Genomic DNA, 26,175 nt, shown 5'->3' with positions numbered 1-26,175 from the left:
AAAAGTATCGAGCTTGCCATCGGGTCAAGGTCAACCCTCGCACTTGTTGAACCGACCAACCTCGGCCAAGCTCTGAAAACTCCATAGCCATCTGGTCTGACCATGCGCCGCCTCCTCTTCTCATTGTTTCTCGCTCTGCCTCTGCCAGCACTCGCCCAGGTACTGCCGTCGCATACCACCCTGGGCGATGGCTATGCGGTGCTGATCATCTCCCGCGAGCGCCTGGAAGTGGCATCGCCGTGCGAGTTCGGCGTCTACCTGCAGGATCAGCTGGCCGCACGACTGTTCCAAGGCCAGTCGGTGTCCTTCAATCTGCCGCCTGGCGATGTGTCGGTGCGCCTGGGCATGATCGGCACCGAAAGCTGCCAGGCCGGTATCACACCGCTCGACAGTCAGCGACTGAGCCTGACTGCCGGCGAGATTCGCCGCTATCGCATCGGCCTCAGCCCATCCGGCCCCTACCTGACTCCGGCACCGTCCAGCCAGTAAGCCTGCCCGGCAAATGAACATCTCCGGGGCTTGACCTTCCCCATGGGTCAAGGTTGATCCTGTGCGTACCCGCCAGGATTCACCGGAGACGACCATGCCCACGCCGCCCACCCTCGACCTGCCGATCGCCGGCATGACCTGCGCCAGCTGCGCGGGCCGCGTCGAGCGCGCCTTGCAAGGTGTCCCTCAGGTCACTGAAGCCAGCGTCAACCTGGCCAGCGAGCGCGCGCGTGTGGCGGCACCTGCCGAGCAACTACCGGCATTGGTGACGGCCGTACAGAAAGCTGGCTACGAGGTACCCAGTGAAAGCCTGGATCTGGCCATTTCCGGCATGACCTGCGCCAGTTGCGCGGGTCGCGTCGAGCGCGCGCTGAGCAGGCAGCCCGGCGTACTGGCGGTCAGCGTCAACCTGGCCACCGAGCAAGCCCGCGTGCAGGTGGTCACGGGTGTCGATACCCAGGCGCTGCTGGCGGCGGTGTCGGCCGTCGGCTATTTGGCCAGCACAGTGGATGCGCCGCAGGCGAATGGCGACGCCAACGACCGCCGCTTGCAGGCCGAGCGCTGGCGACTGGCACTGGCCTTGCTGCTCGCCGCGCCGCTGGTATTACCGATGCTGCTGGCCCCCTTCGGCGTGCACCTGATGCTGCCGGCCTGGGCACAATTCCTACTCGCTACACCGGTGCAGTTCGTCCTCGGTGCGCGCTTTTACCGAGCCGCCTGGAACGCCCTGCGCAGCGGCTCCGGCAATATGGATCAGCTGGTCGCCCTGGGCACCAGCGCCGGCTACGGCCTGAGCCTCTATCAGTGGGCGATCACTCCTGCGGGGCACACGCCACACCTGTATTTCGAAGCCTCGGCGGTGATCATTGCCCTGATCCTGCTCGGCAAATACCTGGAAAGCCGTGCCAAGCGCCAGACCACCAGCGCAATCCGTACCCTGCAGGCGTTGCGCCCCGATGAAGCCACACGCCTGCAGGGCGGCATCGAGCAACGCGTGGCCGTCAGTGCGCTGAGCCTGGGCGATCAGGTGCTGGTCAGACCGGGCGAGCGCTTTCCAGTCGACGGCACGGTGCTGGAGGGCGACAGCCACGCCGACGAAGCACTGATCAGCGGTGAAAGCCTGCCGCAAGCCAAGGCGCCGGGCGATTCGGTAACAGCCGGGGCGATCAATAGCGAGGGTCGTCTACTGATCGAGACCACCGCCCTGGGTGCAGAAACCGTGCTGTCGCGGATCATCCGCCTGGTCGAGGACGCGCAGGCCGCCAAGGCACCGATCCAGAAGCTGGTGGACAGGGTCAGCCAGGTATTCGTACCGGTGGTGCTGCTGATCGCGCTGCTGACCTTGATCGTCTGGCTGAGCCTGGGGGCGGGCCTGGAAAGCGCGCTGCTCAATGCCGTGGCCGTTCTGGTGATCGCCTGCCCCTGCGCCCTGGGTCTGGCAACGCCAACGGCAATCATGGCCGGCACCGGCGTAGCGGCCCGCCACGGCATCCTGATCAAGGATGCCGAAGCCCTGGAGATCGCCCATTGCGTCACGGTGGTGGCATTCGACAAGACCGGCACCCTGACCTCCGGCGCACCGCGTATCGCCCACCTGCAAACCGTCGACATCGATGCCGACCAGGCACTACGCCTGGCCGGTGCGCTACAGCAAGGCAGCGAGCATCCACTGGCCAGGGCGGTGTTGCAGGCTTGTCAGGAGGCAGCGTTGACGCTTGCGCCGGTCAACTCCAGCCAGGCGTTGGCCGGCCGCGGCATTGCCGGTCAGGTGGAGGGCCGGTCACTGCAACTGGGCAATCGTCGCCTGCTGCTGGAAAGCGGCGCCAGCGAGCCGAACGAACTGGCCTCGGCGGCCCAGGCCTGGGAAGCCGAGGGGCGTACCTTGTCATGGCTGATCGAGACGGGCTCCCCGGCGCGGGTGCTGGCTCTGTTCGCCTTTGGCGACACCTTGAAAGACGGCGCCCGTGAAGCGGTCGCCACGCTGGCTGACCGCCATATCGTCAGCCACCTGATCAGCGGCGACAATCAGGGCAGTGCACACGCTGTCGCCAGGCAATTGGGTATCGACTCGGTTCACGCGCAGGTTCTGCCTGCGGACAAGGCGCGGATCGTCAGCGAACTGAAAGCCAAGGGTGTCGTGGCCATGGTCGGTGACGGCATCAACGACGCCCCTGCCCTGGCTGCAGCGGATGTCGGTATCGCCATGGGCGGCGGCACCGACGTGGCGATGCAGGCGGCCGGCATCACCCTGATGCGCGGCGATCCGCGGCTGGTACCCGCCGCCCTGGATATCGCCCGGCGCACCTACGCGAAGATCCGCCAGAATCTGTTCTGGGCGTTCATCTACAACCTGGTGGGCATTCCCCTGGCCGCCTTCGGGCTGCTCGACCCGATGCTCGCCGGCGCAGCCATGGCGCTGTCGAGCGTTAGCGTGGTGAGCAATGCCCTGCTGCTGAAAACCTGGCGGCCCAACCACCTTGAGGAGTGATGCGATGAATATCGGTCAGGCGGCCAAGCACACCGGGCTCAGCGCCAAGATGATCCGCTACTACGAAGCCATCGGCCTGCTGCCCAGTGCCGGGCGCAGCGAAAGTGGTTATCGCCAGTACGGCGACGATGACCTGCAGCGCCTGCGCTTCATCCGCCGGGCTCGTGACCTGGGCTTCTCGCTGGCCGAGTCGGGCAAGCTGCTGGCCCTGTGGCACGACCGCGAACGGGCCAGTGCCGATGTAAAAGCCCTGGCCGTGGAGCATATCGACGCGCTCAACGGCAAGATCGCCGAACTCGAAGCCCTGCGCGATACGCTGCAGAATCTGGTGGATCACTGCCAGGGCGATCATCGCCCCGACTGCCCGATTCTCGATGACCTGCAGGCTGGTGACGGATGCTGCAAGGTGGCTCAGGCGCCCAGCGACAAGCGCTGAAGAGCCGTGCAATCGGCGACGAAGTGATCGCTCAATTCCGGCCAGGGATTGGTCGGCAGATTAACCAGCACGGTAGCGCTGCCGGCGGCGCGGCCACAGGCCAGATCATGGCGATGGTCGCCGACCATGACCATGTCCTGGGGCGCCACCTGCCAGCGGTCAGCCAAGTGCAGCAGGCCGCCGGGGTCGGGTTTCGGCGGCGCTTCGTCGCGACCGAGAATGTCAGCCGGTGCGAAGCAGTCGTCCACGCCAATGGCCTGCAGGGTCAACAGCGCCAGCTCACGGGCATTGCGAGTCAGAATGCCGAGGCGCAGGCCACGCGCATGCAGGCCGCGCACCAACGCAACGGCCCCTGCCGCTGGCCGCGCGGCGACGGCCAGTTCGCGCTCATGCTCGAGCAGCCAGGCGTGCTTGGCCCGAGATACATCCGCGGGAAGCGCGGCCAGGTGATGAAGAATGTCGTCCTCAGGTGGGATATCCAGCGCCACGCGGATGGCGGCGAAATCATGCACGGCGATGGTCAGGGTGCCGTCCATATCGAAAACCCAATGGGTGTAGCGCTGCAGACTCATCGCCCCTCCGGCCACTGCAGAATCGAGACCGCAGCATACCTGCTCAATACATGATGATCACCGTCACGTTGTCCGTGTAGGTGCCGACCGGTACGTTGGCTTGGTTGGGGTCGATGATGCCCAGGAACGGCACGCTCTGCTGCAGGCCGTTGCCGACCATCGGTTGCGTCTGGCTGGTAGTCCAGACGGTGGTGGTATTGGGGAAATACAGGTTGTAGTTGAGCCGATTGCTGCCGCTGGCCATGCGCCGCCAAGGCGCCTGGTAGTTCTGGCCGTTGTCGAAGCCCACGGTATAGCCCTCGGTATTGGTGCAGGTGACACTGATGTTGCGGGTAACCGGCGCGAACTGGCTGACCAGCGCCTGGGTACCGAAATCCATCACCAGCTCGCTATTGCTGATCACACAGGCCTTGGTGACCACCAGGCTGACCGTCACCGTAACCGGGCTGCCCGTTCCCCAGGAGGCCGGCGGGTTGCAGACCAGCACCACACAGGTTGGCAGTGGCACCCCTGGGCTGCGACTCCAGTTCGTGCATATACCCAGAGCGCTGAGGCCTGTGCACACGGCGTACTGCCAGGTCAGGCTCAGGGTGGCAGTATAGGTGCCGGCCGGTACGTTGGCGCCAGTGGCGGTACGGAAATACAGCGGCACCGTCGCGCCACTGCCACCCAGGTTCAACAGGGTCGCGCCATTGAGGGTAACGGGCTGGCCAGGCTGCAGGGCGTTGGTGTAACCGGAGTTGGTGAACACCTGCAACGGAATCTGCCGGCCATCGCGGCTTAGAACCGCTGCGCTGTTGAGAGTGACGCGCATGAAGTTGTTGGCCAGCAGCGTCAGGCTGCCCGTACACAGAATGCCACCGCTACCGGCTGCCTGGGGTGCGGTGGTGATCAGGCTCAGGGAGTTGGTGGTGCCCAGCGACACCGTCGATCCCGGCGCGGTGCATTCCGCCGCGGCAAGCCCCGGCAACGTAAGCAGTAACGCCAGCAGAATCGCTCTCACCTTCGCCTCCTTCAACGGCATGTCAGTGGCCCCACCAGGGACATTTCCTCATCGAGACTTTCCAACTCGAACGCAGCGGCGCACACGCCGCCATCGGGCAACGCCACCTGCAAGCGATTGTTTTTCTGCAGCCCCTCGAAATACACCAGGCCATCCCAGCCAACGGTGGCCTGCCGGTCGCGATCCTGCAGGGTCACCTGACTGCCACGGGGCAACACTTCACCGCGGCTGTCGATCAGCACGATGCTCGCCGCCACCACCCGGCGCAGCTCGAAGTCGAGCATTGCACCGCTGCCCTCGTGCACCGCGATGCTGCGCTCGACCTCCGGGGTGCGGATATTGGCCGGCAGCCCCAGTGAATCGATGGCGTACTGGCCCGGGTAGTAGGAAGGCACCCAGGGCACCAGCAAATGCCCACGGGAATTGGTCTCGCCGAGCAACTGGTGCTCGAAACTCACCGGCACGCCGGCATAGCCATCGGTGCTGACCAGCACGAAAGCGTCATCGATGCGGTTGCTGGCATACACCCCACCACTCATCGCCACCACGGAGCCGCTGACATCGCCCCAGTAGGTGCGCCGCCCGCCGTCGTCGTATACGCCGGCCTGATACTGGGCATGCCGCGCACGCCAGGTCATGTCGGCCTGGGCGTAGCGGTCGCCGTTACCGGCAGCATAGGCCAGGTTGTAACCCACCCCGCCTTCACTGGGTGCGCTGCGACCGAAGTTGCTGCGCTGCCGATAGCCACCGTTACGATCACGCTCCACGCCGACGCTGAGGGTGGAGCGCAGGTCGAAGGGAATCATCCATTGCAGCAGCGCGGAATAGCCGGGCTCACCGATTTCGCGGTTGAGCGACAGGAACAGGTTGCTGTTGCCAGGCAGCCCCCGTGACCAGGATAGGTTGACCAGACGACTGCGGGTACCGTCATGCATCTCGCTGGCAAAATAGCCGATGCCGATATTGCCGATGCGTCTGGGGTTCAGCGACAGGGTCACCTGATCGGTGGTCTTTGCTAGCCCCGAAATCCCACGGCTGCTCTGCAGGGCGCTGATCACGCTGAGGTCGGCATAGGCTTCGTCGCGCTGCACGCGCTGCATGGCGAGGCCGAACAACGGTGAGTAATAGCTGTAGCCCAGGCTCAGTTGCTGGCCGCGCTGGCCGGCGTGCTCGCTGTAGGAAAGCGAGGTTCCCAGGGTGCCCCAGGTGCCTACCGCGAAGGTGCCGCCCAGCCCCACCAGGCGCAGGTCATCACCACTTTCACCATGGCTTTCCAGGGTGAAACCGTCGCTCACGCCATAGCGGAACGTGCCGCTGGCGGCCTGGCTGCCGTAGGCGAAGTTTTCCACACCGTAGTCCTGACGCAGCTTGCCGGCGGACAGCGAGTAATCGTAGAGGCCCTTCTGCAGCAAGGTGTTGGTCACGTAGAACGGCACCTCGGTGGCCACCTGACGCCCCAATGCATCGGTGGCGACGACAGTCGCGGTGCCCGCGCCGCTGATAAAGGGCACGCTGCTGATAGTGAAGGGGCCGGGGTTGAGCATTTCACTGCTGACCCGACTGTTGTTGATCAGCAGATCCACCGAGGTCGGTACTGCGGCATCGCCACTGAAGCTCGGCAACGGGTAGGTGATCAGGTCCCGGGCGCAGGGCGAAATTGCGCGATAGCTGCACCCCACCGATGCGCACCGCACGGTTCCAGGTCAGCGCACCGGTGATCAGGTCACCGGCCTCGTAGCTGAGCATCCGCTGCTGGTCGTTATAGCGCCAAAAGGTGTCGTAGCGAATGTAGCCATCGCCCTGAGCACTGTTGCCTGAGAAGGCATGGCGATATACGCCGCTGTTGCTGAGCCGCCCCATGCTGCCGAACACCCGCTGCTCCAGCCAGCCGTTAAGCAGGCGCGAGCCTTCGTCACTGTCGCTGTAATAGAAGTCGTAGTTGAGCAGTGCCCCGAACGAGCTCTGTGCCGCCACCCCGTCATAAACCTGGGTCTGCCCCACCGCCTGGTCAGGCAGCCAATCGCTGGGCAGGGTCAGTTTCAGTTGCTGAAACTCCTGCTGATAGTCGCTCTGCAGCCCCTGGATGTCGGCCAGATCCTGCAACCCGCTGGCATCCTCGGCCAACGGCACGCCGACAGCGCGCAACTCGTCGCTGTCGAGCAGATAGCGGCCGGCGCGATAGGTCACCGGCACGATCCGCTCGGTCGACAGTTCATTGACCACCAGTTCCAGATAGAGAACGTATTCATCGGGCATCTGCTGCGCCTGCAGCCCCTGCCCCACCAGCAACAGCAAAGCGCCGAGCCAATGGGCCAGGGCAACGCGCATTCCAAAGGGCATCGTTCAATGACCACCGAACCGCATGATCACTGCCGTGGTATCGACAGGGGCTCTTTGCGGTCATTGACCATGGCCTCCAGCACCGCGCCATCAGCACCCGGGGGCAACGGCCAGCGCATTTGCGCACCGGGCAACACGTAACCGAGCAGCCCCTCGGCGATCACCTGCTGTTTGCCGCTGCCAACGAACCTCACCGCCGACAATCGCGCATGGGCAGTACCCTCGTTACGCAGTTGCAGGAAGCGTGTGCCGCCTTGCTGCTGAATCTGGTAGACGAGTTTTGGCGCCAGGGGCTGCACGGTCTTGCCAGCCTGTTCGGCGGCTCCCTCTGGCGCAGAGCCGCTGCCGAACACGAACAGGGGGATGGAATAGCGCATCTGAAACTTCACCCCCAACTGCGGATCGGGGGCCGCATTGCTGTCGAGCATCTCGTCGATCAGCACCCGATAGGCTCGCTGCAGCCCGGCCTGCGGCGCCTGCATGACCATCAGGCGGATCATCTGCCGCTTGCCCGGAGCGATGGTCACCACCGGTGGGCTACCGACCACTTCACGCTGCGCGTCCAGGCGATCCTCGAAGTCCGACTGTTTCCAGTCCATGACCCGTATCTGTAGATTGACCGGTGCCTGGCCACGGTTTTCCAGCCACAGCGCCACTGCTTTCTGCTCGGCCTCGATCACCGGGTTGATCGGCCAGATCAACACCGAACTGGCTGCGGCCGCATGGCCCGCGAACATCAGTAGTAAAACTAAAGCCCCTGCTCTGGCATGAAGAAAATCGAGGTGCTGCCATGCCGCTCGGGCCATGTGGATCTCCCTGTTCAATAACTCACGGTAACGGTCACCACGTCGCTGTAAACACCGGCACTGGGCATCGGCGTAACGCTGAACAGCCGGGCATAGACCGGATAACTCTGAGTGCCCCCAGCAGAGGGAAACGTCGCGCTGAGAGCTGTGGCACCGTTGTTGCCGTCCCCCCAGACATTGCTGAAGGCACTGTCCTTGTATAGTTGATAACGCAGACGTTCGCCGCCTTTGGCCAGAAAACGCCCGCCAGTCACACTGCTGGCGTTGGCCCCGGAACCGATGCCGATGGTCAATGGGATGCCCGGTGTGCACTGCAGCACGATGGAGCCGCTACCAGGCGTACTGGTCTGGCTCACCGGACTGCCGAGACTGCTGATCTGGCCGAAATTGATGTTGCCGTAGCTGGTCACATCGCTGCCGCCGCTGCCGAGCAGGCAACCGGCGGTAATCACCGCACGTACCTGAAATTGCCGGTCGACACGTAGCTCGTTGGTGCCGGTATCAGCGAGCGCATCCAGTGCGGCGAGCAGAATCGCGAATGGCCAGGCGCGTCGCATCGACGTCACCACTTCACCGTGACGGTTACCGTATCTCGGTAGATGCCCGCCGCAGGGGAACGCTGCGCCGGTACCCGGCCATAAACCGGCAGCCATTGATCCTGGCCGGTACCGGTGCGGCTGATGCCCACCGTGTTATCCCAAACGGTCTGGTAGCTTGCCGAGGTGTAGAGGTTGTAGGCGATCTGCGCGCTTGGCCCCTGCAGGCGCCGGGCGTTGACGTTGCCACTGCCACCGGCGCTGATCAGCACCTGATAGGGCGTGTTGCTCAGGCAATTGACCCGCAGCGCGCCATTGCCCGGCTGGCCGACCACATCCAGTGGAGGGCGCAGAATGGAATGGGTGCCGAGGTCGAAGGTGCCGAACTGGCCAAGGTCGTTCGCTGCCGTGCTGCCCGCGCTGCAGGCAGGCAGTATCTCGGCGAACAGGCCGATGGTCGCGGTTTTGGTCGCGGCAGTGAGTAAACCCGGGGCGAGCGCCAGCAGCGCCACCAGTAGGACGGGCCGGTAGCCGGTCATGGCAGTTTCCAGACAGAGAGCGGGTTCGCAGGCGATTGGGCGAATCGCCTGCAGGCGTTTACCAGGCCACCGTCACCTGCACGGTATCGGTGTAGGTACCCACCGACGGCACGGCTGCGCGGGGCGGCACCTGGCCATAGACGACGATCTCCTGCACTTCGCCGTTGCCAGTCGAATCCAGCGTGTCGCCGCCATTGCTACCGTCGCCCCAAGGCGTGGTGCGGCCGGCATCCTGGAACAGGTTATAGGCGATCAGATCGGTGCCATTGCTCATATTGCGCTGGCCGCCGGCGGGATTGCCGCCGCTGTCGAGGGTCACGCTGTAATCGGTGCCGTTGTTGCACGTCACGCTGAACGAGCCACCGCCGCCGGAACCCACGGACTGCGCTTCAAGCGGCGCGGTGATGGCGGCAACGCTGCCGAAATCGATATTGCCGAACGTGCCCCCGGCAGAACCGCCGTTACCCACGGTGCAGCCATCGGTGATGACCAGTTGAATGCCAAGCTGACCGGTAACGGTACCGGCTGCATTCGCCGTCGAGCTAATGGCCAAGGCCAAAAGGGATGAAACCAATAGCGCTGAACGCCGCATAACCGTCTCCTGCAGACTCAAGAAACTCCCATGCTCAGGAACCCGGACAGCCGCATCCGGGCGTTAAGAGGGAGACAGGACAAGGGTCGACCACGTTCAGGCAATTGCACACGTCAATAAATCAGCCTTATTTTCTACATCTGTCTAATAGGGCCATCAACATACTGATTCGAATGGATAATATTTATTGACGTGAGAGAAGAGCGAGTAAGCCCTGAGCAGATGTCCTACAGAAAAAAAGGACACCCGCTATCAGCGACGATGGAAAAACTGTCCACCAGCTCAAGATTTTGGCGTCATTTACACATCGTTCAGCGCCAGTCTTCACGCAGACGAATCAGGCCTTCCTGAGCCACCGAGGCGACCAGTTGCCCCTGGCGATTGAACACGCTGCCGCGGGAAAAACCTCGGGCGTTACCGGCCCAGGGGCTGTCCATGGCGTAGAGCAGCCAATCGTCCATGCGCAGGTTGCCGTGGAACCAGATGGAGTGATCGAGGCTGGCCACCTGCATGAACTTCTGCCACACCGATACGCCGTGGGGCAGCATCGAGGTGGTCAGCAGATTGAAGTCCGAGGCATAGCCAAGCAGGTACTTGTGGATGGCAGGTGTGTCCGGCAACTCGCCGTCGGCGCGGAACCACACGTACTTGACCGGCTCACTGACCTTGGGCGCGAATGGGTTATCGACGGTCACCGGGCGAATTTCGATGGGCTTGTCGAACAGCACACGCTCGCGTACTCGAGGCGGCAGCGAGTCGGCTACCAGACTGGCCAGTTCGGTTTCCGAACGCAGCCCTTCAGGGCCCGGCACATCAGGCATCTGCGCCTGATGGTGGAGCCCTTCCTCGAGGTACTGGAACGAGGCGCTGCAGGTGAAGATCGCCTTGCCCTTCTGCACCGCCGTTACTCGGCGGGTGCTGAAACTGCCGCCGTCACGCACGCGGTCGACTTGATACACCACAGGCAGAGCCGCATCGCCTGGGCGCAGAAAGTAGCCATGCAGTGAGTGCACATGGCGATCGGTCTCGACCGTCTGAGTGGCCGCCGACACGCACTGGCCCAGCACCTGACCGCCGAAGAGTTGGCGAAAACCAAGATCCTGGCTGACGCCACGGAACAGGTTTTCCTCGATGGCCTCGAGGCTCAGCAGCGCCACCAATTCTTGCAGGACTTGACTCATACGGTTCTCCACGGCCCCTACCCAGGGCAATACTGCGACACGCGCGGGGTGCGCGGACGGTGAATGGTAATGCCTTTGCCGCCTGTCAGGAATCGTGGCATGAGGACGGAGGCGACAGGCTCAGCCCCGCTTCGGCCATTCGCCGCGCATGATCCGATACAGCAGGTGCGGACGTAGCGGGTGCCCGGGCGCCAGCGCTGGGTGCTCGAAGCTGCCGGCCGGCTGCATGCCGAGCGCCTGCATCACCTGCTGCGAGGGGGCATTCACGGTGGCAGTGAAGGACACCACTCGCTCCAGTTCCAGGCGCTCGAAGGCGCAGTCCAGTGCCGCACGAGCGGCCTCCTGGGCGTATCCCTTTCCCCAATGTTCCGGCAGCAATCGCCAACCGATTTCCACCGCCGGCGTGAAGGCGGCCTCGAAGCCGACATGGGCCAGCCCGGTCATGCCGACGAAGCGTCCGTCCTCTCGACGCCGCAGCGCCCAGAAACAAAACCCATGCTGCCTGAAGTGCTGCTGCAAGCGCGCCAGTAATGCCTGGCTCTGCTCAAGGCTCAACGGCGCCGGAAAATGGCGCATTACCTGCTCGTCAGCGCACAGGGCCGCCAGCTCATTGAGGTCGTCATCACGCCAGGCGCTCAGGTACAGGCGCGGCGTCTGCAGCTCGATCACATCCATTTCGCTTCTCGTGCATACTGCCCAGGGTTCACCAAACGCCGCCATTGTATGCCCCTGCCGCTGATCTACCACGACGACTACAGCCCGCCCTTTCCCGAAGGCCACCGCTTCCCGATGGAGAAATTCCGTCTGTTGCGCGACCACCTGGTGGACAGCGGCCTGACCCGGGATGCCGACCTGCTGCGTCCGCAAATCTGCCCTGCGGACATCCTCGCCCTCTGCCACTGCCCCGCCTATATCGAGCGTTACCTGAGCGGCGAGCTGAGCCACCAAGATCAGCGTCGCCTCGGTTTGCCGTGGAGCCCGGAACTGGCGCACCGCACCGTACGGGCAGTGGGTGGCTCGCTACTGGCAACCGAGCAGGCGCTGCAGCACGGCCTGGCCTGTCACCTGGCAGGCGGCACCCACCACGCCCACTACGATTACCCGGCAGGCTTCTGCATCTTCAACGACCTGGCCGTGATCGCCCGTTACCTGCTGGAAAGCGGCAAGGCGCATCGCGTACTGATCTTCGATTGCGACGTTCACCAGGGTGACGGCACCGCGCGGCTGCTCGAACACGTGGACAACGCCGTCACCGTGTCGCTGCACTGCGAGCAGAACTACCCGGCACGCAAGGCCAGCAGCGACTGGGACATCCCGCTGCCTCGTGGCATGGGCGACCGCGACTACCTGAAAGTCGTCGACGACACCCTCGACTACCTGCTGCCCCTCTATCAGCCAGATATCGTGCTCTATGACGCCGGCGTCGACGTGCACCGCGACGATGCCCTCGGCTATCTGCAACTCAGCGACGCCGGCCTGGCTGCCCGCGACGAAGCCGTGCTGCATCAGTGCCTGGGCCGCGACATTCCAGTGGTCGGCGTGATCGGTGGCGGCTACAGCAAGGATCGCCACGCCCTGGCCCGCCGCCACGGCATTCTCCATCACAGCGCCGCGCGGGTATGGCAGCAACGAGGGCTCGGGTAAACTTCCCCCTTTGCCCAGCTGACACCGCCATGACCGATATCCCCACGCCCACCTCCCACTCGGTCGCCATCATCGGCGGCGGCCCAGCCGGCCTGATGGCTGCCGAGGTGCTGGCGAGTGCCGGCCTGCGGGTCGACCTCTACGACGCCATGCCCTCGGTGGGCCGCAAGTTCCTCCTGGCCGGCGTCGGCGGCATGAACATCACCCACTCCGAAGCCTACCCGGCGTTCGTCAGCCGCTACGGCGAGCGCCAAGGGCAGATCGACAGACTGCTGCAAGGCTTCGATGCCGATGCCCTGCGCGCCTGGATTCATGGCCTGGGCATCGAGACCTTCATCGGCACCTCGGGTCGCGTGTTCCCCACCGACATGAAAGCCGCGCCACTGCTGCGCGCCTGGCTCAAACGCCTGCGCGAAGCCGGCGTGCACCTGCACACACGGCACCGCTGGCTGGGCTGGAATGCCGACGGCAGCCTGCGTGTGGACACCCCCGAAGGCGAGCGCTCCGTCCACGCCGATGCCGTATTGCTGGCCCTGGGCGGCGGCAGTTGGCCGCGACTCGGTTCCGACGGCAGCTGGGTCGCCCACCTGCAGCAGGCCGGCGTGCCCGTTGCGCCGCTGCAACCGAGCAACTGCGGTTTCGACGTAGCCGCCTGGAGCCCGCTGCTGCGCGAGAAATTCGCCGGTGCGCCGCTGAAGAACGTCGCCCTGGGGCTGAGCGGTGAGGCGCAGCGCCAGGGTGAGTTCGTGCTTACCGCCACTGGCATCGAAGGCAGCCTGGTGTACGCCCTGTCCGCCGGCATTCGCCAGCGCATCACCCGTGACGGCAGCTGCACGGTGCACCTCGACCTGCTGCCGCAGCGCAGCGAAGACGCCTTGAGCAAGGCCTTGAGCAAGCCCCGTGGCTCACACTCCATGGCCAAACACCTGCACCGTCAGGCCGGGCTGGATGGTGTCAAGGCTGCGCTGCTGCGCGAGCTGACCCCCGCCGAGCACTACGCCAATCCCCAGCGCCTGGCCGCCTCGATCAAGGCCCTGCCCATCGAACTGCGCCAACCGCGCCCGCTGGAGGAAGCGATCAGCAGCGCTGGTGGCGTGCCTTTCGAAGCACTCGACAAAGGGTTGATGCTGACCGCTCTGCCCGGCACCTTCTGCGCGGGGGAAATGCTCGACTGGGAAGCGCCTACCGGCGGCTACCTGCTCACCGCCTGCTTCGCCAGTGGCCGCATGGCCGGCCAGGGCATCGCCCGCTGGCTGCGAACCAAAAACCGATAACCCACGGATCGGGAGGATCCCCATGCTGACCAGCGTCGAACTCAAGACTTTCATTCCGGCAAAGGACTACCCACTCAGCCAGGCCTTCTACACCGCGCTGGGTTTCAAACCCGGCTGGCAGTCAGATGATATGAGCTACTTCAGCAACGGCGAACACAACGCTTTCCTGCTGCAGAACTTTTACGTCAAGGAGCAGGCGGACAACTTCGTCATGCACCTGCTGGTCGACGACGTCGAAGCCTGGTGGGCCAATGTGCAGAAGGAAAACCTCGCCGAACGCTTCGGTGTGCGCACCATCGAACCGCAAGACCAACCCTGGGGCATCCGCGAGTTCATCATCTTCGACCCGAGCGGCGTGCTGTGGCGGATCGGGCAGAATATCTGAACCCGGGAACGCCATGAGCACGGCTGGGGACGTTTCCATGAATCACGCCATCAGTGGTCAGCAACTGCTCGAGGCGGCCCTGAGCAACCCTGTGAATCAGGCGCTGCTGCAGCTACTTCCCAAGCTCGATATTCCAGCCTGCACGCTCACTGCCGGCTGCCTGTTCCAAGCCGTTTGGAACCTGCAATCGGGTCAGCCTGCGGATTGGGGCATCAAGGATTACGATGTTTTCTACTTCGACCAGGATGTGTCTTGGGAAGCCGAAAACCAGATCATCGAGCGAGTGCAGAAAGCCTGCGCTCACCTAGCGAGCAATATCGAAGTACGCAACCAGGCCCGTGTGCACCTTTGGTACGAGCAGAGGTTCGGCGCTCCATGCCCACGACTGCAGAGCGTCTTTGATGGCATCGACCGCTATTTGATCAAGGCAACCTGTGTGGCCGTGGATGTCAGTAGTGGCGAGCTATACAGCACCCACGGCCTGGATGAGCTGCAACAAGGAATACTGCGCATCAATCCGCTAAATCCGCACCCCGCGATGTTTATGCGCAAGGCCCAGAGTTACCAGGCGCGCTGGCCTTGGCTGAAAATAGAGATGCCTTGAACGGGGTGAAACAGGCGTAGCCTGGGTTGAGCGAAGCGATACCCAGGGCCCTCTGCGTTACGCATCCTGGCCCTGGATCGCCTTTCGAAAGAACACCCGGGCGTAACCGTCTTCAACCGCCCGCCGCGTTTCCCGATATCCCAAACGCGGGTAGAAGAGGATGTTCTCGGTCATCAGCTCGTTGGTGTACAGCTCGATGGCCTCACAACCCAGCGCCCGAGCCTGATGTTCAGCGAAACTCATCAGTTGCCTGCCCAGCCCCTGGCCACGGGCCTGATTGCAGACCGCGACGTTCTGCACATGCAGGACATCGCCCTCCTGCTCCAGCACCAAAACGCCCCTCACAGCACCGTCCGCTTCCAATACGAACACCCTGCATTGCTCAATGACCTGGCGATAGTCATCGAGCATCGGCGCCGGCTCTTTGCCGATCCGCGGAATGTAGGGGGCGTAGGCCTCGTGGACTATCGACGTGATGGCCGCTACATCAAGGAGCGTGGCACTGCGGATAAGTGAGCGTGAGTTCATTAGTAGCGCCTGTGGAAAACTTCGACAGCCTTACCGAACAGTGGATTGCTTCGCCAGCGGATCGCCGGTGATTACGCCAGCTTCGTGCAACATGTCCAGCAAGCGCTCCGGCCAAACCCGCTCCTCGGTTGACTGCAACTCGCTGACAGTCCACCAATGGTGATCGCGGATAACCTCGACCTCCTGCGCAGTCCACCGCGAGCGATTCAGGTTTTCGCTCTGCGCTCGCACGCAAAAATACTGTTCCCGCGCCTCGACCCTTTCGCCATCGGGCATGCACATTGGGAAATCTCGGTAACCCACCGGCAGACCGACAGAAAGGATCTCAATGCCGGTCTCCTCGTGCAATTCCCGCCTGGCTGCAGCTTCGAAGGTCTCCCCATCTTCAAGAGCACCACCCGGGGTGGCCCAATAGCTAGTGCCCCTCAACGCTCCCTGGTCATGGGAAAACCTGAATAGAAGAATCCTTCCAGCAGGGCTGACGACCAACAGTCTCGCGGACTTTCGCTCCCGCATGGTCTTCCTAACGCCCGCTCTTCGGCTTACCGCCGAAGCTCGGCACCTTGCGGATGGCCTTGACCGGCGGTGCGGCGGGCTCGTCGTTTTCCATCCAACGGCCCAGGCTGCCGGATTTACCACCGCCCACCACCTTGGACTTTTTCGGTTTCTTCGGTTTCTTTACTACCTGGCCGCCAGCAAGCGTCTGCGGCACACGGTGATCGGGGATGAAATCCGGCTCGTCGACACGCTGCAGCACCTGCTGGATCAGTGCCTCGATGGCCGAGAGCAACTGCACCTCGTCGGCGCAGACCAGCGACACCGCCTGGCCGGTGGCACCAGCGCGCCCGGTACGGCCGATGCGGTGCACGTAATCCTCGGCAACGATGGGCAGGTCGAAGTTGACCACCATCGGTAGGTCGTCGATATCCAGGCCACGGGCTGCCACGTCGGTGGCGACCAGTACATCGACTTCGCCGGCCTTGAAGCGCTGCAGTGCGCGCAGGCGAGTCGGCTGCGGCTTATCACCGTGGATCGCGTCCGCGCGAATGCCTGCGGCCAGCAGTTCCTGCTCCAGCTCGTCGACACCCTTGCGGGTCTTGACGAAGACCAGCACCTGCGACCATTTCTTGCTGCGGTACAGGTGCAGGAACAGCTCGGCCTTGCGCTTCTTGTCGACCGGGATCAGCCACTGTTTGACCGACTTGGCGGCGGCATTGCGCGGGCTGACTTCGATGCTCAGCGGGTCGTGCAGCATTTCACCGGCCAGGGTGCGAATGGCCTCGGAGAAGGTCGCGGAAAACAGCAGGGTCTGGCGCTTCTTCGGCAAGGCGGCGAACAGGTCATCCAGCTCGCGGGCAAAGCCAAGGTCGAGCATGCGATCGGCTTCGTCGAGCACCAGCACCTGCAACTGGGAAAATTTCACTGCATTCTGGCGGTACAAGTCGAGCAACCGGCCAGGGGTGGCGACCAATACGTCGAGGCCTTTTCGCAGTTTCATCATCTGCGGGTTGATGCTCACGCCACCGTACACCGCGTAACTGCGCAGGGGCAGAAACTGCGAATAGGTCTGCACGCTCTGTTGCACCTGCTCGGCCAGCTCGCGGGTAGGCACCAGTATCAGGGCGCGCACCGAGTTGCTGGCGACGGTCGGGCCTTCCATCATCAGGCGCTGCAGGATCGGCAGGGTGAAGGCGGCGGTCTTGCCGGTGCCGGTCTGCGCCGCGGCCATCAGATCGCGGCCCTTGATGATCGGGCCGATGGCCTGGGCCTGGACGGGCGTCGGGGTCTTGTAATCGAGGCCGTCGAGGCAGCGCAGCAGGGGTTCGATCAGGCCGAGGGAAGCGAAGGTCATGGCGGGCAACGTGGTGGGCAATGGAGATGCCGCACAGTTTATCCTGTCCGGATAGCGGCCGCTCAGCAGTTGCAGCGCGGCGATACCCGGGAATGGACATCCTGGGTATCGCTTCGCTCAACGCCAGGCTACGTGATCCGGCACGCGGCTTAGAAATCGCCGCGCAGGGTCAGCATGTAACTGCGTGGATCGCCGTAGTAGTTGCCGCGGCGCAGCTCACCCACGGACTTGTAGTACTTCTTGTCGAACAGGTTCTTGGCGTCGAGGCCGATGGTCCAGTGCTGGTCGATTTTCCAGGAGGCCAGGGCATCGTAGACCGCACGACCGGCGTTGCTCACTTCAGGGCCGTAGGTATCGGTGCTGTAGCCGCTCTGTGCGGAAACGGCACCACCAACGGTCAGGCGATTGAGCGCGCCGGGCAACTGGTAGGTGGTGGAGGCGCGCAGCAGGTGCTTGGGCGTCTGGTAGTCGGTAGGGCCGCCGCTGGCCTTGCTGGTCTGGTTGAAGGTGTAGCCGGCAGCCACCTGCCAGCCGGAGAGTAGTTCGCCGCTGGCTTCCAGCTCGTAGCCTTTGCTGCGCTGGATCTCGCTGTTCAGATAACAGGACTGATCGATGTTATCAGGGCAGATTGCCCCGCTTGGATCCAGGGCCGCCACGTCATCCTGCTTGATGTAGAACAGCGCGGCGGAAAGGTTCAGGCGTCCCTCATACAGCTCGCCCTTGATACCGGTTTCGTAATTGACGCCAACGGCCGGATCGAGCAGCGAGCCTGCTGCCGTGCGGTAATCGCTTTGTGGCTGGAAGATATCAGCGTAGCTGGTGTACCACGACCACTGCTCGTTGAGGTCATAGATGACACCGACGAAGGGCGTGAACTCGTGCTTTTCTCGGGCAACGTATTTGCGCCTATCCGCCGAAATCACGTCCTGGGTTTCGTAGTCATACCAGCTCAACCGCCCGCCGAGCACCACGCTCAGTGGCTCGCTGAGGTACAGCCGCGTGTTGGCGTAAACACCATAGCGTGTCTCGGTGCTGTCGTTGATGGCAGTCCAGCGGGTGCGCTCGGGCCTGCCAACGGCGTGGTGATCAGGATTGAACACGTCGATAGGCACGCCGATGCCAATGTTGGCGTTCTTGCTGTACTGCTCTTCGCGCGACCAGTTGGCGCCGACCATCAGCGTATGGCGCAGACCGAAGGCTTCGAAGTTGCCGGAGAGGTTGCTATCGATGCCGGTATTGGTCACGTCATCGCTGCGGTACAGCACGTTGTAAAGCCGCGATCCTGTGTTGGTGACCGGGTTGATGGCATTGCGCGGCAAGGCGGCGCGCTGATCGAAGCCCCCTTCGGCACGAGTCAGCGAGGTCTTGCTGGTCCAGTCCTCGTTGAGGCGATATTCCAGGTCGGCGAAGACTTCGGTCTGCTCGCTTTCGTGGCGGTTCCAGTCCTGGGCCAGCGAGGTGGAACGGGAAACGTCGAGGGCCTTGCCGTTGCTGTAACGCGGCAGGCCGAAGATCGAATAGCCACTGGTGACGCCCGTCTGCCTGCGCAGGCCGACGGACAGGGTCGAGGCGTCATTCAGATCGGCTTCGACGATGCCGTAGAACAGCGGTTTGCGGCTGGCTTCACGGTCGTAGAAATACTGGCGATCTTCATAGGCCACCAGGGCACGACCGCGCAGGGTGCGGGACTCGTTCAGCGCGCCACTGCCATCCAGGTCCATGCGGTAGAAATCGTCGGAGCCGGCGCGGGTGGTCACCGAGAAGTGCGGCTCGGCGGTCGGCCGCTTGCGCACCAGATTGACCGCGCCGCCCGGGTTGCCGTTGCCGACTAGCAGGCCGGCAGCGCCGCGCAGAATCTCCACGCGGTCGTAGACGGCGGTGTCCGGAGTCATCCAGCCAGTGGGGCTGTGGATCACGCCGGGCATGCCATCGACCAGATAGGCATCGGCGCCCAGTTCGAAGCCCCGGGAGTTGTACTGATGATCGCCGAAGTTGCGCGTCTGCAGGGTGATACCCGGCGCGCTGTAGAGCACCTGATCCAGCGAAGTGAAGTTGCGGTCGTCCATCTGCTGGCGGGTAATCACGCTCACCGACTGCGGGGTTTCACGCAGCGATTGCGCGCCCTTGCCCAGGGTGACCGCACGGGTGGTGTAGGAACCGGTGCCTTCGGTAGCGCTGCTCGCCAGATCACTGCTGATGGTGGTGGCCTGCAGGTCGAGCGCGGCGGACGGCGCGTGCTCCATGATCAGCCAGATATCGCCGCTGCGCTGCACCACCAGCCCCGAACCGGCGAGCAGACGCTGCAATGCGTCGTCGATGGTGAAGGCACCTTTCAGCGCAGGCGCCGAGCGGCTTGCGACCAGCCGATCATCGACGGCGAGGGTCACCCCGGCCTGGCTGGCGAGCTGCTTCAAGGTTGCGGCCAGTGGCTGCGCCGGCAGATCCAGTTCGACAGGGGCTGCCTGTACGCCCAGTGCTAGCGTCAGGGCGCTGGCGGTAACCAGTGTTCTCAGGGATGTGCGCAGCATGATGGGTCTCGTGATGATCTCGGATACACCTTGACGGAGCAGGCCCCGAAAAGCCCAACCTGGAACGCGAAAAAATTTCAGCGCGGCAGCAACAGGGTGCCGTCGGCACGCTCCTGCAGGCGTACCCCGGCAAGCTGCGGCAAAGCCTGAACGAATGCCTCGATATCGGCGATTTGCACAACGGCGGTGATGGTCTGCGGCATGACAGGCTGCTCGAGGCGCAGCGGCTTTTCGCGATAACGGGCAAGACCGGCCACCACCTCGCCCAGGTCGGCCTGTTCGAAAACCAGGCTGCCGCTGCTGAAGCCGAAAGCGCCCGCCGCCTTGCGATCGGAACGCCGCAGCCCGACAGACTCACGATAAAGGCCGACCTGATCAGCACCCAGTTCGATGCGCTGCTCGCCGCTGGTCATCGCGACCCGGCCACGGGCCACGCTGACCTGCACGCGCCGGTCGAACGTCTCGACCACAAAACGCGTCCCCAGCACCCGCACCTGTGCCGCGCCGGCATCCACTACGAAGGGGCGTTGCGGGTCGTGGCGCACGTCGAAGATGGCCCGGCCACGCAACAGCGTCAGATGCCGCACGCGGTCATCGAAGAGCACCTGAATGCGTGTATCGGCATCCATCTGCACCTCGCTGCCGTCGGCCAGTTGCATGCGCCGCAACGCACCGATACCGGTGAACAGCTGCAGCTCCTGGCGCGCGGCATGGCGGGCCAGCAGCCAGGAACCCAGGCCGCCGAGCAGCAAGCCGCCGAGCATGCCATTGCGCAGAAAACGCCGGCGCCCGACGTTCTCCATGGCGCCGGCCAAAGCACGCGTCTGGTCGGTGCTGGAGAAGTCGCCCCACAGGCGCTTGAAGCTGTGAAATTCTTGAGCGTTGCGCGGGTCGGCGGCCAGCCAGTTGGCGAAGACCTGACGTTCGGGGTGATCGTCCGGCAACTCGAGCAGCCGCGCGAACCAGTGCGCCGCCTCACGACGCCGCGCGCTCATGGGCAGAGCAGCTCGCGGGCCTCGTGCAGATCGAGCAGGGCACGCACCAGGTGGCGCTCGACCATCGTGGTGCTGATCTGCAGCATCGCGGCGACTTCCACCTGGCGGTGCCCTTCGATGCGCACCAGCCAGAATACTTCACGACAGCGCGGCGGCAGGCAATCGAGAATGCGCTGCAGGGCGTCCAGGCGCTGCTGGATATCGGCCAGATGCTCAGCCGAAGGGACGAACGACGCGCCATCGTCCGATTCCATGCGAGGCTCGCTGCCAGCCTCGGGAAACGGCTGATAGCGCGAGGCGTCGCGGTAATGGTCGATCAGCACAGAATGGGCGATGCGCCGCAGGTAGGCGTTGGGCTGTTCGATGACGCCACGCTGGTTGGCGAGCACGAAGCGAATGAAGGCGTCGTGCAGCACGTCATAGGCACGCTGCACGCAATGGGTACGCCGACTCAGGCTCAGCAGCAGATCAGTGTAGGCCCAGCGCAAATTGATTCCGCCCCACTCCATCATCCACCTCGGCCATGTTTCGACGGCGTCAGCCATCAGGGGGCGGGCAGTATAGAGAGCGCCACGAGGCAAAGTAAATGAGAACTATTAGTAGCCAGCTGACTGCTCGACCGGCACTTAGCTCGCTGAGCCGAGCAGCGCGCGTACCTTGGCTGCGGACATGCCCTGCAGCTGACGCAGAAAATCATGATCGACCACGTTGCGGCCGTACTGCTCACGCAGCAGGCAACACAGATGCAACGTCAGGTTGGCAGCCATTTCCGCATCGGCCAGAGCCCGGTGAGCCTTGCCGGTGTCCGGCAGGCGCGCCCAGCGATTGAGGTTGCCGAGCTTGTGGCTCGGTGCGCCAGGCAGCAGGCGGCGTGACAGCAGCAGCGAGCAGGCGAACTGCTGGACACGCGTGCGACCGATCAGGCCCAGCTCGGCGTCCCAGAACTTCTGATCGAAGGAGGCGTTGTGCGCGAGCATCGGAACGTCGCCAACGAACTCGGCGACCTCGTGCATCACCTCGGCTGCCGGGGGTGCGCTGCGCAGCATGGCGTTGCTGATGCCGGTCAGTTGCTCGATGAACGGCGGCACCCAGGCACCGCTGTTCATCAGGCTCTGGTAGCGCGCGGTGATCTGCCCGTTCTCGATGATCACTACACCGATTTCGGTGGCGCGGGCCTGCTGGGCCGGCGACATGCCGGTAGTTTCGAAGTCGATGACAGCGATGGGTTTCACGTAAAGCCTCAGTGTTTCAGCAACAGATGCCCCTCGATGGGCACATAACGAGTGGCCGCGCGCACCAACGACTGCGCGGTAAGCCCGGGAACGCCGTAGGCCAAGGCCTCGACGCCATGACGTTGGCGAATGCGTTCGAGCAGCAGATCGAAATCGCCGTCACCGGAAGCCAGCACCACGCTGTCGACGTTCGCCGCTGCGTCCATCACGTCGATGGTGATGCCCACGTCCCAGTCCCCCTTGGCCGAACCGTCACTGCGCTGAATGTAGGGTTTGAGCTTCACGGTGAAGCCGAGGTTGCGCAGGATCTGCTGGAACTGCTGCTGCTTGGGATCGCCGCGGTCGATGGCATAGGCGTACGCCTCGACGATCTCGCCGCCGCCGGCCAGCTCGTTCCACAACGCCGTGTAATTGAAGTGACAGCCATAGGCCTGGCGCACGGTGTAATAGAGATTCTGCACATCGGCGAACACAGCTATTTTCTTCACCGGACATCCTCACAAGGGCTCGCGCGGGTTGCACGGCCCGTCAGTATGCCAGCCTCGCGCCCCTCAGGTCGAAAGCCATGGCCCGATGGTAATCGGATCACTGGTCGAGGAACCGGCGCCCTCGTATGATGACGGCCTGTTTTTCTGGCCGCGATTTTCCATGAATCCCCTCGACGCCCTGCGTGACGCTTGGTTCTTCTTCAAGCAAAACCTGCTGCAGATCATTCTCCTGTGCCTGCCCTTCCTGCTGCTCGAAGCCGCGCTGAGCATGCAGCTAGAAGGTCTGGTCGCAGCCGCCAAGATACCGCTCTACGATGTGCTGCTCGGGCTGCTCTTCTATCCGCTGTACAGCGCCGCGCTGATCCTCTTCATCGACGCACGCAGCCGTGGCGAGCAGCCGAGCAGAGGCGGGCTGGTCGCCATGAGCCTGAGCCTGTGGCCGCGCTTCGTGCTGCTGGCCGGCATCGGAACCCTGGCGATCATGCTCGGCGCCTCGCTGTTCATCCTGCCGGGGCTGTGGCTGATGGTGCGCCTGGTGTTTTCCGACTACCTGCTGGTGCTGCGCGGGATGTCGCCGCTGCAGGCGCTGCACCAGAGCCTGCAACTGACCCAAGGGCATTTCTGGCCGATTCTCACCTGCGTGATGCTGGTGATGGTGCCGCCGTGGCTGGTTGGTTTCTGGGCCGGCGATATCGCGGCCGAGCCTGCCGGGCGCCTGCTGCTTGACCTGCTGCTCGGTCTCTTCCAGCTATTCACCACGGTGGTGGTGTTTCGCCTGTACATGCTGCGCACGGGCGACAACACCGCGCCGCTGCCGTAACCTGCCGGGCAACCCACCGTTCAAGACCGAGACGATCACGTGGCAAGAAAATCGCGCAGAGAGCTGGCCAAAGACCGCGGTGACCTCAGCGCCCTGCCGGTCACGGTCAAGGATGTGGCGCTCAAGGCCGGTGTATCGCCAATCACCGTGTCGCGGGCGATCCAGCGCCCGGAGCTGGTCAGCGATGCCACCCGCACCCATGTGCTGGAGGTGGTGCGAGCTATGGGTTACGTGCCCAACCTGATGGCCGGCGGCCTGGCTACCAGCAAGAGCCGCCTGGTGGCCATCGTGCTGCCGACCATCGCCAACTCGATCTACGCCAGCGTGGTGCAGGCGATAATGGATCGCCTCGCCGAAGCCGGGTATCACACCCTGGTCGGCCCGAGCGGCTACATCCCGGAGCATGAAGAAGCCCTGCTGGCCGCTATTCTCGGCCGTCGCCCGGATGGCATCGTGCTGACCGGCACCTTTCACACCCAGGCCAGCCGTGAGCGCCTGGCGTCCGCCGGCATTCCAGTGGTTGAAGCCTGGGATCTGAGCGATAACGAGCTGGACATGCAGGTGGGCTTCTCCCATGAGCAGGTCGGCGCCGCGGTAGCCGAGTACTTCTTCGCCAAGGGCTACCGGCGCTGGGCGGTGATCGGTGTCGACGATCCCCGCGCGCTGCGCCGCTGCAACGCGGTGATCGAGCGCCTCACTACGCTGGGTGTCGACGCCGTGGCGGTACAGACCTTGCCCCTGCCGGCGACCTGGGAAGTCGGCCGCAAGGGCCTGGCCGCGTTGCTCGATGGCGGTGAGCAGCCGGATTTCATCTTCTGCAGCTCGGACACCGTCGCCCTCGGCGTACTTACAGAAGCGGCCAGTCGCGGTCTGAAGGTGCCTGGCGACCTCGCTGTACTGGGCTTCGGCGACACCCTCAACGGCCAGTTCGCCAGCCCTGCCCTCTCGACGGTCAGCGTGAATGCCACGGAGATGGGCAACCAGGTCGCCGAAGCCCTGCTGCGCCGCTTCGACGGCCAGAGTGCCGAGCCGAGCCTGGATACCGGCTTCGCGATCATCGAGCGTGGCAGCACGGCCTGAAGGGAAACCGCTTCCCGTAGCCTGGGTTGAGCGCAGCGATACCCGGGAGCAGACAAGCTGAGTATCAACCCAGGCCACGCCTAGAAAACGATCCGCGGTATCCGTGTAGGAGCCCGCTTGCGGGCGATCCATCTCAAATCACACCCACGCCATCACCTCCATCGGCCAGACCTTTCAGGCGCCCCAATTACCCCAAAGGCATCTTCCGCAAACGCCACCCCGCAAATTCACGCTTGAATGATAACGTTATCTGTTTATGATGATAACGTTATCTTATTTACCACCAGCGACACCCAAAGCGATCCGTTACCGCTGCCCGGCAAGGCAGCCAGACCATCCGCAACGCCGGCGACGGCAACAGGAGTCAAGCGATGAACAATAACAATATCCATACAAGCACCCCGGTCATCACCTCTCTGGAGGTCATCCCGGTTGCCGGCCACGACAGCATGCTGCTCAACCTGAGCGGTGGCCACGCCCCCTTCTTCACCCGCAACCTGCTGATCCTGCGCGACAATGCCGGGCATGTCGGCGTCGGTGAAGTGCCGGGCGGCGAAGCCATCCGCCAAACCCTGGAAGATGCCCGCCAACTGCTGCTCGGTCAATCCATCGGCCAGTACCAGAAACTGCTTGGCCAGGTACGCCAAACCTTCGCCGACCGCGACTCCGGCGGCCGCGGCCTGCAGACCTTCGACCTGCGCATCACCATCCACGCCGTCACCGCCGTGGAGGCTGCCCTCCTCGACCTGCTCGGCCAGCACCTGGAAGTACCAGTCGCCGCGCTGCTTGGCGAAGGCCAGCAGCGTGACGCCGTGGAAATGCTCGGTTACCTGTTCTACGTCGGCGACCGCAAGAAAACCGACCTGCCCTATCGCCAGGAAACCGATGCCGACAACGCCTGGTTCCAGGTGCGCAACGAAGAAGCGCTGGATGCCCAGGGCGTGGTGCGCCTCGCCGAGGCCGCCTACGAGCGTTATGGCTTCAAGGACTTCAAACTCAAGGGCGGCGTGCTGCGCGGCGATGAGGAAATCGAAGCGGTCACCGCACTGGCCGAACGCTTCCCCGATGCACGCATCACCCTCGACCCCAACGGCGCCTGGTCGCTGCAGGAAGCCATCCGCCTGTGCCGCGACCAGCATCACGTACTCGCCTATGCCGAAGACCCCTGTGGCGCCGAGAACGGCTACTCGGGCCGTGAGGTGATGGCCGAGTTCCGCCGTGCCACCGGCCTGCCGACCGCGACCAACATGATCGCCACCGACTGGCGTCAGATGGGCCATGCGATCCAGCTGCAATCGGTGGACATTCCCCTGGCCGACCCGCACTTCTGGACCATGCAGGGCTCGGTACGCGTGGCGCAGATGTGCAACGACTGGGGCCTGACCTGGGGCTCGCACTCGAACAACCACTTCGATGTCTCCCTGGCCATGTTCACCCACGTGGCTGCCGCCGCGCCAGGCAAGATCACCGCCATCGACACCCACTGGATCTGGCAGGACGGCCAGCGCCTGACCAAGGAGCCGTTCCGTATCGAAGGTGGCCTGGTCAAGGTGCCGCAGAAGCCGGGCCTCGGCGTGGAGCTAGACATGGATGCCGTGGCCAAGGCCCACGAATGCTACAAGGGCATGGGCCTGGGCGCGCGCAACGACGCCGTGGCCATGCAATACCTGATCAGCGGCTGGACCTTCGATAACAAGAAGCCCTGCCTGGTGCGCTGAGCACTATGCGGAGACTGCGATGCCTGGGGATATTGCCCTGGGTAT

Annotated in this window: 26 protein-coding genes and 1 pseudogene; 10 read left to right on the top strand and 17 right to left on the bottom strand. The window is 63.8% G+C overall.

Annotated elements, in window-relative coordinates:
- The first annotated feature begins 102 nt into the window (after positions 1 to 102).
- The 3 genes from K5Q02_RS09305 (at position 103) to cueR (ending at position 3,413) form a co-directional block, all read left to right on the top strand.
- Complete coding sequence (locus tag K5Q02_RS09305) at positions 103 to 489, top strand: hypothetical protein (RefSeq protein WP_225838505.1); 387 nt, start codon at positions 103 to 105, stop codon at positions 487 to 489.
- A 94-nt stretch (positions 490 to 583) separates the two neighbouring features.
- Positions 584 to 2,977, top strand: a complete 2,394-nt coding sequence (locus tag K5Q02_RS09300) for a heavy metal translocating P-type ATPase (protein ID WP_225838503.1) — start codon at positions 584 to 586, stop codon at positions 2,975 to 2,977.
- Between the two features lie 4 nt (positions 2,978 to 2,981).
- Positions 2,982 to 3,413, top strand: coding sequence for a Cu(I)-responsive transcriptional regulator (gene cueR, locus K5Q02_RS09295; protein WP_225838501.1), 432 nt, complete (start codon positions 2,982 to 2,984; stop codon positions 3,411 to 3,413).
- On the opposite strand, the gene K5Q02_RS09290 is transcribed toward cueR, so the two are convergent.
- The 9 genes and pseudogenes from K5Q02_RS09290 to K5Q02_RS09250 all read right to left on the bottom strand — a co-directional run bounded on the left by K5Q02_RS09290 (position 3,389) and on the right by K5Q02_RS09250 (position 11,657).
- Positions 3,389 to 3,985 (bottom strand): HAD family hydrolase, encoded by a 597-nt coding sequence (locus tag K5Q02_RS09290; RefSeq protein ID WP_225838500.1) that lies wholly within the window; start codon positions 3,983 to 3,985, stop codon positions 3,389 to 3,391. The genes cueR and K5Q02_RS09290 overlap by 25 nt on opposite strands.
- A 43-nt stretch (positions 3,986 to 4,028) precedes the next feature.
- Positions 4,029 to 4,988: a Csu type fimbrial protein gene (locus K5Q02_RS09285; protein WP_225838498.1), complete on the bottom strand. Its 960-nt coding sequence runs from the start codon at positions 4,986 to 4,988 to the stop codon at positions 4,029 to 4,031.
- An 11-nt stretch (positions 4,989 to 4,999) separates the two neighbouring features.
- A pseudogene (locus K5Q02_RS09280) lies at positions 5,000 to 7,316 on the bottom strand (fimbria/pilus outer membrane usher protein).
- A gap of 38 nt (positions 7,317 to 7,354) precedes the next feature.
- Positions 7,355 to 8,134 (bottom strand): fimbrial biogenesis chaperone, encoded by a 780-nt coding sequence (locus tag K5Q02_RS09275; protein WP_225838497.1) that lies wholly within the window; start codon positions 8,132 to 8,134, stop codon positions 7,355 to 7,357.
- 14 nt (positions 8,135 to 8,148) lie between these two features.
- Positions 8,149 to 8,691 (bottom strand): Csu type fimbrial protein, encoded by a 543-nt coding sequence (locus K5Q02_RS09270; RefSeq protein WP_225838495.1) that lies wholly within the window; start codon positions 8,689 to 8,691, stop codon positions 8,149 to 8,151.
- Between the two features lie 5 nt (positions 8,692 to 8,696).
- Positions 8,697 to 9,209, bottom strand: coding sequence for a Csu type fimbrial protein (locus tag K5Q02_RS09265; protein ID WP_225838493.1), 513 nt, complete (start codon positions 9,207 to 9,209; stop codon positions 8,697 to 8,699).
- 58 nt (positions 9,210 to 9,267) lie between these two features.
- Positions 9,268 to 9,801 (bottom strand): Csu type fimbrial protein, encoded by a 534-nt coding sequence (locus K5Q02_RS09260; protein ID WP_225838491.1) that lies wholly within the window; start codon positions 9,799 to 9,801, stop codon positions 9,268 to 9,270.
- A gap of 311 nt (positions 9,802 to 10,112) precedes the next feature.
- On the bottom strand, positions 10,113 to 10,982 hold the full coding sequence (gene tesB / locus K5Q02_RS09255; protein WP_225838489.1) for an acyl-CoA thioesterase II: 870 nt from the start codon (positions 10,980 to 10,982) through the stop codon (positions 10,113 to 10,115).
- A 120-nt stretch (positions 10,983 to 11,102) separates the two neighbouring features.
- Positions 11,103 to 11,657, bottom strand: coding sequence for a GNAT family N-acetyltransferase (locus K5Q02_RS09250; RefSeq protein WP_225838487.1), 555 nt, complete (start codon positions 11,655 to 11,657; stop codon positions 11,103 to 11,105).
- Between the two features lie 48 nt (positions 11,658 to 11,705).
- Between K5Q02_RS09250 and K5Q02_RS09245 the strand changes: the two genes are divergently transcribed.
- From K5Q02_RS09245 to K5Q02_RS09230, 4 genes are read left to right on the top strand one after another with little or no spacing between them, the layout of a single operon-like run.
- Entirely contained in the window at positions 11,706 to 12,626 is a 921-nt protein-coding gene (locus K5Q02_RS09245) for a histone deacetylase family protein (RefSeq protein WP_225838485.1), read from the top strand.
- Between the two features lie 29 nt (positions 12,627 to 12,655).
- Positions 12,656 to 13,900: a TIGR03862 family flavoprotein gene (locus K5Q02_RS09240; protein WP_225838484.1), complete on the top strand. Its 1,245-nt coding sequence runs from the start codon at positions 12,656 to 12,658 to the stop codon at positions 13,898 to 13,900.
- Between the two features lie 22 nt (positions 13,901 to 13,922).
- Positions 13,923 to 14,285: a VOC family protein gene (locus K5Q02_RS09235; RefSeq protein ID WP_225838482.1), complete on the top strand. Its 363-nt coding sequence runs from the start codon at positions 13,923 to 13,925 to the stop codon at positions 14,283 to 14,285.
- Between the two features lie 37 nt (positions 14,286 to 14,322).
- Positions 14,323 to 14,889 carry a nucleotidyltransferase family protein gene (locus K5Q02_RS09230; RefSeq protein WP_225838481.1) on the top strand — a complete coding sequence of 189 codons (567 nt, stop codon included), beginning with the start codon at positions 14,323 to 14,325 and terminating at the stop codon, positions 14,887 to 14,889.
- Between the two features lie 57 nt (positions 14,890 to 14,946).
- Here K5Q02_RS09230 and K5Q02_RS09225 read toward each other — a convergent pair whose 3' ends face one another.
- The 8 genes from K5Q02_RS09225 to K5Q02_RS09190 all read right to left on the bottom strand — a co-directional run bounded on the left by K5Q02_RS09225 (position 14,947) and on the right by K5Q02_RS09190 (position 22,512).
- Positions 14,947 to 15,417: a GNAT family N-acetyltransferase gene (locus K5Q02_RS09225; protein WP_225838479.1), complete on the bottom strand. Its 471-nt coding sequence runs from the start codon at positions 15,415 to 15,417 to the stop codon at positions 14,947 to 14,949.
- A 30-nt stretch (positions 15,418 to 15,447) separates the two neighbouring features.
- Positions 15,448 to 15,933 carry an NUDIX hydrolase gene (locus tag K5Q02_RS09220; protein ID WP_225838477.1) on the bottom strand — a complete coding sequence of 162 codons (486 nt, stop codon included), beginning with the start codon at positions 15,931 to 15,933 and terminating at the stop codon, positions 15,448 to 15,450.
- Positions 15,934 to 15,940: 7 nt separating this feature from the next.
- Complete coding sequence (locus K5Q02_RS09215; RefSeq protein WP_225838475.1) at positions 15,941 to 17,269, bottom strand: DEAD/DEAH box helicase; 1,329 nt, start codon at positions 17,267 to 17,269, stop codon at positions 15,941 to 15,943.
- Positions 17,270 to 17,418: 149 nt separating this feature from the next.
- Positions 17,419 to 19,797, bottom strand: a complete 2,379-nt coding sequence (locus K5Q02_RS09210) for a TonB-dependent siderophore receptor (RefSeq protein ID WP_225838474.1) — start codon at positions 19,795 to 19,797, stop codon at positions 17,419 to 17,421.
- A 77-nt stretch (positions 19,798 to 19,874) separates the two neighbouring features.
- Positions 19,875 to 20,792 (bottom strand): FecR family protein, encoded by a 918-nt coding sequence (locus K5Q02_RS09205; RefSeq protein ID WP_225838472.1) that lies wholly within the window; start codon positions 20,790 to 20,792, stop codon positions 19,875 to 19,877.
- Complete coding sequence (locus K5Q02_RS09200; RefSeq protein WP_225838471.1) at positions 20,789 to 21,280, bottom strand: sigma-70 family RNA polymerase sigma factor; 492 nt, start codon at positions 21,278 to 21,280, stop codon at positions 20,789 to 20,791. Before K5Q02_RS09200 ends, K5Q02_RS09205 begins: the two co-directional genes overlap by 4 nt.
- A gap of 138 nt (positions 21,281 to 21,418) precedes the next feature.
- The gene (locus K5Q02_RS09195) at positions 21,419 to 22,024 is read right to left on the bottom strand and encodes a 3'-5' exonuclease (protein WP_225838469.1); all 606 of its coding nucleotides are present in this window, start codon (positions 22,022 to 22,024) and stop codon (positions 21,419 to 21,421) included.
- An 8-nt stretch (positions 22,025 to 22,032) separates the two neighbouring features.
- Positions 22,033 to 22,512 carry a LabA-like NYN domain-containing protein gene (locus K5Q02_RS09190; RefSeq protein ID WP_225838468.1) on the bottom strand — a complete coding sequence of 160 codons (480 nt, stop codon included), beginning with the start codon at positions 22,510 to 22,512 and terminating at the stop codon, positions 22,033 to 22,035.
- Between the two features lie 160 nt (positions 22,513 to 22,672).
- On the opposite strand from K5Q02_RS09190, the gene K5Q02_RS09185 reads away from it, so the two are divergent.
- The 3 genes from K5Q02_RS09185 to gudD all read left to right on the top strand — a co-directional run bounded on the left by K5Q02_RS09185 (position 22,673) and on the right by gudD (position 26,130).
- Entirely contained in the window at positions 22,673 to 23,332 is a 660-nt protein-coding gene (locus K5Q02_RS09185) for a YciC family protein (protein ID WP_225838466.1), read from the top strand.
- A 39-nt stretch (positions 23,333 to 23,371) separates the two neighbouring features.
- Positions 23,372 to 24,412 carry a LacI family DNA-binding transcriptional regulator gene (locus tag K5Q02_RS09180; RefSeq protein WP_225838464.1) on the top strand — a complete coding sequence of 347 codons (1,041 nt, stop codon included), beginning with the start codon at positions 23,372 to 23,374 and terminating at the stop codon, positions 24,410 to 24,412.
- 371 nt (positions 24,413 to 24,783) lie between these two features.
- A complete protein-coding gene (gene gudD, locus K5Q02_RS09175; RefSeq protein ID WP_225838463.1) occupies positions 24,784 to 26,130 on the top strand; it encodes a glucarate dehydratase in 1,347 nt (448 codons plus the stop codon).
- The last annotated feature ends 45 nt before the right edge of the window (positions 26,131 to 26,175 follow it).

Source organism: Pseudomonas sp. MM211 (assembly GCF_020386635.1).
In the GTDB taxonomy this organism is placed as follows: Bacteria; Pseudomonadota; Gammaproteobacteria; order Pseudomonadales; family Pseudomonadaceae; genus Aquipseudomonas.
This window is presented reverse-complemented; position numbering and strand designations above follow the sequence as displayed.